Here is a 12247-nt window from a genome sequence, read left to right as displayed (position 1 = left end):
TACGGCCCAGCCGGAACGAAGTGGTCGCGCTTTTTAAAGCGCGAGCGACGGGTCCGGGCCGATTTCTTGGTCACTTCTTTCTAAAAGAAGTGACAAGGAGCGCGAGGCAGAGCCTCGCAACTGTAAACGTGCGAAGCACACAAGTCACTGGTTTCCCGCTTTCGCGGGAATGACGCCGAGAAATGGTGCGTTACGCCGCTTCGCGGCTAACACACCATACACAACTATTGAATTACATTGATGTTTTGCCTGATTTTCGTGCCTCAATCCGACCTACACAACTACATGACTAGGGTTTTCTATCCGGGATGTAGTAGCTGAAGGTGAGGTCTCCGCCTGTGGTTTCTTCCTCTTTCTCGACGCGGAAGAAGCCGCTGTGGAGTTTTATGACCCCGCGTATGCGCAGGATGTCGAGGTCTATCTCTTCGGGGGTTTTGTGGGAGAGGTGAAATTCTTCGTCGAGCGGGAATTTTCCGCCGCCGCCTTTTCTGGTTATCGTGACCGCTCCCCAGGGGCAGGGTTCGAGCCAGGGGGGCGAAAGGGCCTCGATCTCTTCGTGGGCAGCCTTGAAGGAGGTCACATGAAAGGCGGTTCCCGGCCCCGCGTCCTTCGCCAGCACCTTGAAGGCGATATCCGTCATGCCGGAAAGGAGGAGCGCATCGCCCTTCACTTCTACGGGATCTTCGGTGAATTTGTAGGTGACGTTGGGAATCCCACTCGCTTTCATCGCCTTCTGGACTATCGAACGAAGCTCCACGCGCTCGGGGGAGGAGGCTACTATCGCCCGGCCGCGTTCGAGAAGCATGTGGAGCACCTCTCCCATTATCCTCGAATCGTTGAGGAGCTGCTCCATTTTGGAGGAATCAGTCTCGGCCAGCACTCCTTTGGCGAGGATGAATTCGCCCCGCAGGATTATCGCCTGAATTATGTTGGCGAAATCGTGGACTATGCCCGCGGCGGCTTCCCCTACCTCGATCGCGCTCCTTCCTCCGGCTAAAAATTCATCGTCTCGCATTTTAGCCCCCTCTGAAGGCAAAGACCTCCTTGACAGAAGGCTCCTTAGCTTCGATAATTCAATTTCTCAAAAAGCGGGTGTAACTCAGTTGGTAGAGTATCAGCTTCCCAAGCTGAGGGTCGCGGGTTCGAATCCCGTCTCCCGCTCCATAATCATCAAAGCGCCGCAAGATCGGGTCATACCGGACTTCGGCGCTTTTTTATTGCTTACCGCCAAAGCGCGGCAACCTCTCTTTTTAATTCTATAGCACTGCCGGTAAAGCGCCAGCCGAATCCACGGCGTTTGCCTCTCTCCCGGATTCGCTAAACCGCTGATTTTCCCAGCGCCCGCAAAAATCGCAAGTCGCCGCGCCGAATCAGCCGTATAATTTGCCTAGAGGAGCTTATTCCCTGATTTTCCGCCTCTTTTAGCTATGGAAGAAAATGTAAAAACGAATTAAATTAATAGATTAAGTGAAAGTCCAGGGCCAATGAGACCTTGCACCGGCTTTCATGACAAAGACGCAAGCGAGGAATTCCGGCTTTATGTCAGTTGCCAAGAAGTCCAAATCCAGAATCGCTCTTCTTATCGCAATACCTTGCGTAATACTTTCGCTTACCTTGTTTATCGGCAAATCTTCGGCTGCGGATTCATTTATTACGAAAAAAATCGAGGAGATCGCCTCGGAAAAGGGCGTCGAGGCCAAGCTGGAAGACCTCAGCATTTCCCCGCTCGACGTCTCAGTCTCCCTTTCCTCCATTTCCCTCTCTTCGACCGCCGGTGACTGGAAGTTCAGCTCCGGCAAGATAAAACTCACCTTCCACCCCCTGAGCTCCCTCTCCGGGAGGCCGACCTTCTCGCTCGAAATCGAAGACCCCCTCGTTTACGGGAAGCTCCCCGGCAAAGAGAGCGGCGACACCGGGCTTCTCGCCAGACTCAAGGGCTACGACCTCAAGAAATTTTCGGTCAAGAACGCCAGCGTGGTCGTAGACCTTTCGGAAAACCTCTCTTTGAACCTCGACGGAGCCAGCGCCGATTATTCCGGGGGAGCGGGGAAAGCGGAGATACGCGGAGGAAAGGTAAAGTGGAGAGGCAACGAGGAGAAGATAAAGACCCTCTCCGTCACGGGCAGGAGCGAGGGGGGCGAGGCCTGGATCGAAGCGCTGGAGCTCGAAAGCGACAGGGTGCGGATATCCAGCAGCGCCAAAATCTCCGCTTCCGGCGCGCTGACCGGAGAGGTGAAGGGGACCGCGAATCTGGAAAAGCTCCCTCCCGGCTGGTTGTCGGCGCTGGGACTCGCCAATTTCGCCCCGGTGGGAGGCAAGGGTGTCTTCGAGGGGAAGATTACGGGAACCGGGAAAAATCCCCGCGTCGAGGGCAGGCTCACCGTCACCGGGGGCGAGTTTTCGACCTGCGCCATCCCGGCGTTTTCCACCGGCGCGGTTTACGAGAACAAGGTTCTGGAATTCAAGGGGCTCAAGGCCGATACCTGCTACGGCGCGCTCGGCAACTTCGGCGGAAAACTCGACTTTAACGACGGCGTCAAGCTCTCGGCTTCCGGCGATTTTGAAAACTACGACCTGCGCGGGTCGATGAGGATTCTACCCGGATTTCGCGACGGCAATTTCCCCGTCACCCTCTTCGCCTCCGGAAAACTCTCCGCGCAGGGCACGCTCGCCCCAAACCTCTCCCTGAACGCGACCCTCAGCGCGAAGGTAAGGGATTTCGACGTGGCTACGAAGAGGAACGGAACCTTTACCTCGTGGTACGGCTTCAAAAACGGCACTCTGGACACGAGATGCAGAATCGGCAGCGAGAGGATAATTTTCTACAAGAGCGCCATCACCGCCGATTCGCTCACCCTCGCCATACCGGGCGGCTCGGTCGATTACCCCACCGGACTTGAGTTTGAAACAGACCTTGCGATACGCGACCTTTCAACCGTCCGCCGGTACCTGCCGGAGGGGTTCGACGCCTCCGGCAAAGCCGTGGGCACCTTCGGCGGCCCTTACTCCGCTCTTAAGTTCAATTACGACCTCGACCTCGACAAAACGGTAATCCTCGGTGAGAACCTCGGAAGGCTCAAGGCGAAAGCCAGCTACGACCTTCGCACTCTCGAAACCGGGAACCTCACCGTGGACGGAGCCTTCGGAAAGATCGAGGCAGCCGGTAAAGCGATTCTGACCACGGACGGCTCTTACGACCTCGATTTGAAGTGGCAGGGCGGAGAGCTTTCAAAACTTCTGGCGGTTGTCAGAAAACATGCCGAGGTGCCGCCCATCGACCTTTCAGGAAAGATTTACGCCGAGGGCCGTCTCGGAGGGAAACTGAAAACACCCGTCTTCAAGGGAGAGGTAACCGTCGGCAGTTTTACCTCCCTTCCCTGGTGGTGGCTGAAGAAAATAGACGCCGAGGCGATCAGGGTCGCGGGAGAATTCTCTCTGGATTCCATTCTTTTGAGCTCCTTCGAGGCGAGCGCTTACGGAGCGAGCTGGCACGGCAGCGGCAAGGCCGACAAAAAGACCTTTGACGTTAAGGCCGGGGTCACGGGGTTCGACGTAGCGAAACTGCCGGGCATATTGCCCGCGCCGGACGGTATGGGGGGCGTCGCCTATATCGACGTGACAGGCGAGGGCACCTTCAAGGAGCCTTCGGCCACCGCCATCGGAACGGTGGAAAATGCGCGGGTTCTGGGCGAGCCGGTCGGCGACGTGAAATTCGAGGCGCACTTTCTGAAGGGGCGCGCCCGCCTGAACGCCTGGACAATTGACGGGCAACTCGACCTTGCCGGAGAGATGGGCATCGACGGTGTGTTTTCCGTGACGGCGGAGGCGAAGGAGCTTGGCTTCGACCGCCTGCCGCTGGAAAGATTTCTCGGGAACAAGCCCCCCGGTTTCGCCGCCCGCTCCATCACCGGTCGCGGGACGGTCGAGGGGAGCCTGAAAGAGGGGAAGATAATACCCTCGTCGATAGGCTTTACCGGGATTGTCGGCGGCGCCGAGGTAAAGGGTTTTCCCCTCGAAGACGTGGAGATAGCCGTAAATTACCCCCAAAAGGGGCCGGACGGCTCCCGGGTGATGAAGATCGACGGTTCCGCGGTTGGAAAGACCCTCTGGGTGAGCGTCCTTCACCCGATGGAGAGCAAAAAGCCCATCGAGGTCAGCGGCACCGCCGTGGCCTTCCCCGTTTCAAGGCTCGGCAAGCTGTATGAACCCCTCAAGGGAGGGATTCTCGACGCGGAATTTTCGCTTCGCGCCGTTCCCGGCGAAAACGGCGAAGTAAACCTCGCTTCGGTCGAGATTCAAAAGCTCTCCGGCGAGGTCAGGGAACTTACGGTCGAGCCCGCCGGGAAATTGCCGGATTTCGTGTTTAGCGGCGCCACCGGAGAGGGAAAAAATCTGCATCTTTCGCTGAAAGCGGAAGGGCTGGAACTGCAGGAGTTTTCTCTGAACCAGGAGACGCTCGCCTGGAAGGGCAGACTCGCTCTCAATAATTTCAGGTCCGAAGCCGTCGGCGGGGAGAGAACCGGTTTTTCGGGCAGCGTATCCGGCTGGGCACAGTTTTCGGGAGTCTCGGCCAAACCCGGGGCAATGAGCGGAGAGGGGACTTTCAGCGCAGAAAAGGTTCCGGGAATAAACCCCTTCCCGGGCGGCTGGAAATTTTCCGGCGACGCTGAGGCGCTGTTTTTCGAGGCCGGGCGGGAACCCGGGGTTTCGCTGCGAGGCGTTTACAATCCCGAGAAGGGGCTTTCGGCGGTTTTGACCCTCGAAAAGACCCCCGTGGAAGACTGGCTGGTTCAGGCCGAGGGCCAAAAGCCCGTGACGGGAAGCGTCACGGGAAGGGTCGAACTTGGAATGCCCGCCGGGGGTGCGGTTTCGGCGAAAGCGGATTTTCAGGAAGTTTTAATCAAAACCGAGTACGCGGAGGTTAAAAACCGCGAAGAAGTCCATCTCACCTGGGACGACGGAACAATAGGGTTCAAATCCCTGATACTCACGGGAGACGGTTTTGACCTTTCGCTTTCGGGCAAGGTGAAGGCGGGCTCCTTCTACGACCTTCGGGCGAGCGGGAAGATGGATCTGAGACTTTTCTCCGGTCAGCTTCCGGGTCTGGAGGAAGCCTCCGGGGTCGTCGTGGCCGACGGGCTGATCTCCGGCTCCTGGGAAGCGCCGGTGTATCAAGGGTTTTTTGAAATACCCGGCTCCAGCATGGTAAAGCTGAAGAATGTCCCCTATCCGTTTTCGGATATCCGTCTCAAGGCCTCTTTCGAGGGCACGGATACCCTCTACCTCGAAAATCTCGAAGCGAAGTTCGCAAAGGGAACCATCCACGGCGAAGGGCTTTTGAAACTCGAAAAATTCAAGCCGGCCGAGATGAAGATCTTCGTGGAGGCCCGCGACATAGATTTCGAGTATCCGAAGGACGTCAGATACCAGTTCGGAGGGGATTTCCTCGTCACCGGCAAGCCCTCGGCCCCCGAGGTGCGCGGCGAGGTGAAGCTGGCGGGCCTTCTTTACAGGCAGAGATTCAACTGGCGAACCAGCATGCTCGATCTCATCAGGTCGCAGAAGAGAGAAGCCGCCGTAGGGGTTCAGGACGAGGAGAGGGTCTTCGTCGACATAGCCCTTCTTGGCGCCGACAACCTCAGAGTAGAGAACAACGTCGGAGAGTTTTCCTTTCAGGTCGATCTTCGCGTCCGCGGGTATCTGCCTTCGCCGGAGCTTATGGGCGAGGTCAGCGCCAAGGACGGCTTCGTGAGATTTCGCGCCCACGAGTATCAGTTGTTGAGGTCGAGCATAGAGTTTCTGGGCGATCTGGGCTCGGGGACTCTCATAGACGCCGCGGCCACCACCACCGTCGGCCAGTACACCGTAAACGTCTCGGCTACGGGCACTCTGGACGACAGCAGGGTGGAGCTGAGCAGCGTTCCCCCTCTGCAGCGCCAGGACATAATCGCCCTCCTCGCCCTCGGCACCACCTCGGAGAACGTAAGCACGGGCGACGTCACGGCTTTCGAGGCGGGCAGCTTTTTGACGGGCGGCATACAGGACGAGCTTGAAAACCAGGCAAACGAGGTGCTCGGGGTGGACCAGTTCCACATAGACCCAGCCTTTTCACAGACCATGCAGACCACCGTTCCCCGCGTCACCGTCGGCAAGGCGCTGGGGGAATCCCTCTACGCGAGGTACGGCGTCCTGATGGGGACACAGTCCGAACAGGAAATGAGCCTTGAATACACGGTGAAATCCGGCGTTCTGGTGTCGGGCTCCTGGTCCGATCAGGGCAAGGAATCGCAGGGCTCCTTCGGCGGCGAAATACGCTTTCGGATTACCTTCAGATGAAGCGCCTTCTGTGTTTTCTCCTTGTCGCAGCCTCTCTTCTTCTGCCGGTTATCTCCGCCGCGGTGGAGGATTCCGGCTCTATACAGGGCAGGAAAATCCAGAGCGTTGCGATCGAAAACCGGTCAATGGCGCCTGATGCCGAGATTTACCGCCTTTTACTCATAAAACCCGGCGACAGCTACGACTTTGCCCGCGTCGCGGAGTCCCTCAGTTTCATCTCCCGGCTTCCGACGGTCAAAAACGTCGTCGTAAACTACAAGAGCGAGGGAGAGGGGATCAGACTGCTCTTCGACATAGTCCCCGAGCCGCTCATACGAAAAATAACCTTCACCGGCATGACCGGCCTCAAGGAGGAACAGGTTCTTGCCCGGCTGGACACCAGAATAGACGAACCGGTCTACCTGCCCTTTCTCGAATCCGACCGCAAGGAGATCGCCCGGCTTTATTCCCTTACCGGCTACTCCAACGTGAAAATAACCACCGGGGTCCAGGCCCTTCCGGTAAAGCACTGGGTGGCGGTCGAGTTCCTCGTCGAAGAGGGGGAACCGGACAGGATAACTTCTTACGGGAACATGGGAGACTCCGGAGAATATGGCCTGGAGAGGGTTCTGTCGGAACTGGATCTTCGGCTCGGCGACGTTCCGGCTGCAGCGGCGCTGAGGGAGGGGGTGGAAAACCTTCTGGCCGATTGCTGGAAAAACGGCTATCCCGAAGCTACCGTGGTCAGCCCCGGATTCGAGAGGACGGAGGAGGGGACTATCCTCAACCTGCCTCTGGAACTGGGCGCGCGCACCGAAATATCGATAGTTTCCGCGAACGGCGGGCTTCCGGGGGAACTGAGCGAGATAAAAAACAGCCGTCTGGGAGAGCCCATAACTGAACAGTGGGTGACCCATCTTCAAAAAGCCCTCACCGAGGCCCTCTACGGCAAGGGCTACGCGCTTGCGAAGGTAAGCGTGGAGGATTCGGTCACGGGTGATCCCAGAAAGCTGAAATTCATAGTCACGACCGGTCCCGCAGCTACCCTCGTCTCCATCGTCTTCGAGGGAAACATGAGGGTAGGGGACGAAGACCTCAAGGAGCGCATGGAATCCCTGGACGGGGGTTTTTTCTCCGATCCCCCCTACATTCTGGAGGATATCGAAAAGACCCTGCCGGCGCTTGAGGGCTATTACGCCTCGATGGGCATGGTGACGGCGAAGGCCGTGATAAAAGAGGCCAAAATATCCCCCGAAGGCAAGGCCACGGTGGTGATAGGGATCGAGGAGGGCGACGTTTACCGCTTCGGAAAACCCGTCTTCGAGACCGACGCCTCCCTTACTGCTTCGATCGCCGGGGAGCTGGCCCAGATACACGAAGGCGAATCCGCCGCGCCCGCGAAGCTCGACAGCGCCCGCCTGGCTCTCCTTTCGGAGCTGGTCAAAAGCGGACATCTCGGAGCCACGGTAAAGTACAAGACCTCTATCGACGCGGCGGCCCAAAAAGTCAACGTCACCTTTACCGTCGCGGGGGGGCCGGTGAACCGCATAGGACCCGTGATAGTAAGCGGAAACGCCAGAACCTTGCCGGAGGTGATTTTAAGGGAACTCACCTTCAAAACCGGAGAGATATGGAACCAGCAGGAGCTGCTCGTCAGCCAGAGGAAGCTTTTTCGCCTTGGTTTCTTTCAGGACGTGCGCATCGAGCCCCTCAAGGGAACCGGAGGAGGAGACAGCCTTCCCGTTATCGTGAGAGTGCGGGAGCGGAACACGGGGCACCTCGATTACGGTTTCGGCTACGGCACGGAGGAAGGGTTCAAGGCCTTTCTAGAAATGGGCCACGCCAACATAGGCGGGACCGGCCGTTCGATGCTCCTTCGCCTGGATACGGTGGGGCAGGACAGGAGCGCCTCGATCAATTACAGGACGCCCTGGGTTTTCGATTACCCTTACGACCTTCGCCTGAGCCTCATCGGCCAGCACCTCGAAAAGGAAAGCTATTCGCTTGAATCGATGGCGATCCAGTCCTGGCTGGACCACGATTTCGACAGGTTTACAAAAGGCTCGGTTTTGTACACAATCGAGAGAAACATCCTGACGGACGTCGCCAAAGATGCAGACCCGGCCGTTACCGGCGATCAGGACTACTTTTTAAGCGCAATCGGCCCCGTATTTATCCGCGACACCAGAGACGACCCCTTCAATCCCCGGAGCGGAGCCAGGCATACTCTGGAGTTTCAGCTTGCCGCTCCTTTTTTGTGGTCGGACGTCGGCTTTGCGCGCTATCTTGCCTCGACTTCGGGATTTTTCCAGTTGGGGGATTACACCTTCGCGCTGCTGGCGCGCGGCGGATACGCCGAGACTCTGGGGGCTACCGAGAATCTCCCCATCGACAAGCGCTTTTTTCTCGGCGGACGCTCGACGGTAAGGGGTTTCGCGCGCGACGCCATAGGGCCTAAAGCCTCCGACGGCACGCCGATAGGCGGCGACCTCATGGTCAACCTCAAGGCGGAAGCCCGGTTTTTGCTGACGGGAAAGGTCGGGGGGACGCTTTTTTGGGATTCCGGGCAGGTCTGGAACCTGAAGGATGAAAACCCTTCTCCCGGCGATCTTCGCAACGCAGCGGGGGGCGGACTCCGGTATATTACGCCGGTCGGGCCGATATCTCTGGAAGTGGGGTTTAAGCTCGACCGTAAGGAGGGGGAGAGTCCGAATGAGTGGCACTTTACCATCGGTAACGTCTTCTAGGAGGCTGTGAAAACTGTTGCGAGCCCCGGCTGCCTCTTTCGGCGAATGACTGCGTCGTTTCTCGGTCGCGGGTCTTGGCGTAGTGACGCTACTGCCTGCGACCGCGCGACCTGCGGACTCCTTGCCCTTCGCCGAAATAGATTGCCGGAGTTGCGAGGCACAAAGTACAAAACCTTATCAAGAGTTTTAAGCACGTTTTAAGGGAAATTGATGGAGTCGGAGAAGAGAATCTTTTTCGTCACGGGCGGCTCCCGGAGCGGCAAGAGCGCGTACGCCCAGAAGCTGGCCGAGAGCTGGGAGGGCAGGCTTCTCTACGTCGCCACAGCCGAGGGGCGCGACGAGGAGATGGAAAAGAGGATTTTAAAGCACCGGGAGGCGAGGGGAGAGAGGTGGGAGACGCTCGAAACCCCGCTGGACCTTGTCCTTGCGGTTGAAAGGGCGAAAGAGTACGGCGGCGCTCTCATAGACTGCCTTACCCTCTGGACCTCCAACCTCATGGAAAGATACGGCGAGGACGAAGCGTCGATATGCGGCGAAGCCGACCGCTTCGTCGCGGCGCTCCGGTCGAGCCGGGCAAGAATTGTAGTGGTCACGGGGGAAGTGGGGCTTGGAATCGTCCCGGCGGACCCGTACACCCGCAGATTTCGCGATCTGGCCGGAATCATCAACCAAAAGGTCTGCGCGGCCTCGGACAGCGCATATTTTATAGTCGCGGGCAGGGGACTGCCCCTCGAATAACATCTCAGGGAGTCTTATTTTGACGAACGCAGCTCTGGCACAAGAAATTTCGGGCATAAAGCCCGTCGATCAAAACCTTCTCGGGGCCGTAGAGGCCCGCCTGCTGGACCTTACCAAGCCTCCGGGGAGTCTTGGGCTTCTCGAAGAGATAGCGACCCGTCTTGCGCTCATAAAAAAGACGATAAACCCGCGAATTACGAAAAAGCAGATCTTCACCCTCGCCGGAGACCACGGGGTGACGGACGAGGGCGTTTCAGCGTATCCGAAGGTCGTCACCCCGCAGATGGTGCTCAATTTCCTCGGGAGAGGGGCGGCGATAAACGTGCTGGCCCGCCACGCGGGGGCCGAGGTCACCATCGTGGACATGGGGGTGGATTACGATTTCGACTCGATCCCCGGCCTCGTGAACGCCAAGGTGGCGCGTGGCACCGCCAACTTCACCAAAGGCCCCGCGATGACGAGGGAGGAGGCGAGGACGGCTGTCGCCACCGGCATGGAGCTGGTTAAAAAGGCCGCGCTGGAGGGCGTCTCCCTTATCGGCGTCGGCGAGATGGGAATAGGCAACACCACCAGCGCCTCCGCCATTCTCGCCGCCTTTTCGGGGATACCCGCCGAAGAGGTCGTGGGCAGGGGAACCGGGGTCGACGAAGAGGGGCTGAAGAGGAAAGCGAAAGCGGTCCGCACGGGGCTCGCTGTCAACAAACCCGATCCGGACGACCCCCTGGACGTCCTTTCAAAGGTCGGCGGCTTCGAGATAGCCGGGATGACGGGTATATTTCTTGGAGCGGCGAAGGAGGGGATACCGGTCATCGCCGACGGCTTTATCTCTACAGCGGCGGCGCTGGTGGCCGTGAAGCTCGCTCCGGCAGCCGAGGATTACCTCTTTTTGTCGCACCTCAGCGAAGAGCGGGGCCATTCAAGAATGGTGGAGCTTTTCAGGACAAGACCGCTGCTGAAACTTTCCCTGCGCCTCGGCGAGGGGACGGGGGCGGCTCTGGCGATGGGGATTATCGAGGCCTCCGCGAAGATAATGACCGAGATGGCAACTTTCAGCGAAGCGGGCGTTTCCCAAAAGGAGTAGCGGTTGCCTGGCAGATTCAAGACAGCCTTCAGCTTTCTGACGGTAATCCCGCTCTTCAAGCCCGAAATGGTTAAGAGCGAGGAGCTGGGACGCTCGATATCCGCCTTTCCACTGGTCGGGGCGGCGCTCGGCCTCCTGATGGCCGTTTTGCACCTTTTCATCACCTCCAGGCTCCCCTCTATGCTCGAAGGCGCGCTTCTCACCGCGTTTCTCTTCTGGGTCACCGGCGGTCTTCACATGGACGGCGTGGCGGACACCGCGGACGGCCTGATGAGCGGCAAAAACCCCGAACGCGCCCTGGAAATCATGAAGGACAGCAGGACGGGCGCCCACGGAGCCGCCGCCGTCACCCTCGTCATTCTCGCCAAGGCCGCCGCGATAGGCTACCTCCCCGCTGAGATGAAGCTCTCGGCCCTTCTCGCCGTACCGGCGATAGCGAGGGGTACGATGGCCTACATGGCTTATCAGGCCACCTACGCGAGGCCCGGAGGAGGGCTGGGAACGCCCTTCACCGAGTTCGTGGACGACGCCACCCTCTACAAGGCCCTCGGCCTCGCCGCGCTCATTTCTCTTGCAGCCGGTCTTTCCGGCCTCGTCGCCTTCGTAGTCACCTGGGGCTGGGTAGCGCTTCTCAAGAACCGCTTCCACAGCAAACTCGGGGGCATCACCGGCGATCTTCTCGGCTTCACCGTCGAGACCGGTGAAATAGCCGCGCTTGTCGCCCTCCACATCATATCCTACGGCGGCTAACCCCCCTTGACTCCTACCGAGCTGATACTAATCCGCCACGGCGAGACCTCGACTCCCGGAACCCTGCTCGGCTGGACCGATTCGCCCCTCTCCGTCGAGGGGGTCGCGACGATGGAAAAGGTCTCCGCGAAACTTGCGGTGGAAAAGTTCGACGCGATCTACTCCTCCGACCTCGACCGCTCCGTCGCCAGCGCGAAGATAATGGCGAAGCCCCACGGAATGGAGGTTGCCCGGATACCCGCCCTGCGCGAGATGAACATGGGCAGGTGGGACGGCGTCCTCTTTTCGATCCTGATGGAGACCGAGCCGGAAATGCTGCGGGCTTTCTGGGCGGACAAGGAAAACTGCAGGACCCCCGGAGGGGAGAGCCTTTCCGACCTCAGAAGCAGGGTTTTGCCGGCGGTTGAGGAACTGAGGAAGAAGCACGAGGGCGGCAGAATTATGGTGGTAGCCCACGGCGGGGTGAACAGGGTGATACTCTTCACGGCGCTGGGGCTTTCCCTTTCGCGCTACTACAAGGTCGAGCAAAGGTGCGGCTCGGTGAACAGGATCAGCTACTTCCCGGACGGAAACGAAGTGGTTACCCTCGTCAACGGCTAGAAGGATTCCGGCGGCG

General features: G+C 58.9%; 7 protein-coding genes and 1 tRNA gene. 7 read left to right on the top strand and 1 reads right to left on the bottom strand.

What is annotated here, in order from left to right; all coding sequences use genetic code 11:
* Positions 1-289 precede the first annotated feature (289 nt).
* Positions 290-1015 carry a hypothetical protein gene (locus EPN96_02325; protein TAL18360.1) on the bottom strand — a complete coding sequence of 242 codons (726 nt, stop codon included), beginning with the start codon at positions 1013-1015 and terminating at the stop codon, positions 290-292.
* 73 nt (positions 1016-1088) lie between these two features.
* Between EPN96_02325 and EPN96_02320 the strand changes: the two genes are divergently transcribed.
* The 7 genes from EPN96_02320 (at position 1089) to EPN96_02290 (ending at position 12231) form a co-directional block, all read left to right on the top strand.
* A tRNA-Gly gene (locus EPN96_02320) sits at positions 1089-1164 on the top strand.
* A gap of 342 nt (positions 1165-1506) precedes the next feature.
* On the top strand, positions 1507-6336 hold the full coding sequence (locus EPN96_02315; GenBank protein ID TAL18359.1) for a hypothetical protein: 4830 nt from the start codon (positions 1507-1509) through the stop codon (positions 6334-6336).
* On the top strand, positions 6333-9062 hold the full coding sequence (bamA, locus tag EPN96_02310) for an outer membrane protein assembly factor BamA (protein ID TAL18358.1): 2730 nt from the start codon (positions 6333-6335) through the stop codon (positions 9060-9062). The genes EPN96_02315 and bamA overlap by 4 nt, the downstream gene beginning before the upstream one ends.
* A gap of 210 nt (positions 9063-9272) precedes the next feature.
* Positions 9273-9800, top strand: coding sequence for a bifunctional adenosylcobinamide kinase/adenosylcobinamide-phosphate guanylyltransferase (cobU, locus tag EPN96_02305; GenBank protein ID TAL18357.1), 528 nt, complete (start codon positions 9273-9275; stop codon positions 9798-9800).
* 1 nt (position 9801) lies between these two features.
* The gene (gene cobT, locus EPN96_02300) at positions 9802-10881 is read left to right on the top strand and encodes a nicotinate-nucleotide--dimethylbenzimidazole phosphoribosyltransferase (protein ID TAL18356.1); all 1080 of its coding nucleotides are present in this window, start codon (positions 9802-9804) and stop codon (positions 10879-10881) included.
* A 3-nt stretch (positions 10882-10884) separates the two neighbouring features.
* On the top strand, positions 10885-11631 hold the full coding sequence (cobS, locus tag EPN96_02295; GenBank protein ID TAL18355.1) for an adenosylcobinamide-GDP ribazoletransferase: 747 nt from the start codon (positions 10885-10887) through the stop codon (positions 11629-11631).
* A gap of 6 nt (positions 11632-11637) precedes the next feature.
* Positions 11638-12231 (top strand): histidine phosphatase family protein, encoded by a 594-nt coding sequence (locus EPN96_02290; protein ID TAL18354.1) that lies wholly within the window; start codon positions 11638-11640, stop codon positions 12229-12231.
* Positions 12232-12247 lie beyond the last annotated feature (16 nt).

The organism is bacterium (assembly GCA_004322275.1).
Taxonomy (GTDB): domain Bacteria; phylum Desulfobacterota; class Deferrisomatia; order Deferrisomatales; family BM512; genus SCTA01.
Note: the sequence above shows the minus strand (reverse complement) of the source record. Positions and strands in the feature narration are given on the sequence as shown.

Coding starts and splice junctions, on each gene's coding strand:
- EPN96_02325 (TAL18360.1), bottom strand. CDS start 1,015: ATGCGAGACGATGAATTTTTAGCCGGAGGAAGGAGCGCGATCGAGGTA.
- EPN96_02315 (TAL18359.1), top strand. CDS start 1,507: ATGACAAAGACGCAAGCGAGGAATTCCGGCTTTATGTCAGTTGCCAAG.
- bamA (TAL18358.1), top strand. CDS start 6,333: ATGAAGCGCCTTCTGTGTTTTCTCCTTGTCGCAGCCTCTCTTCTTCTG.
- cobU (TAL18357.1), top strand. CDS start 9,273: ATGGAGTCGGAGAAGAGAATCTTTTTCGTCACGGGCGGCTCCCGGAGC.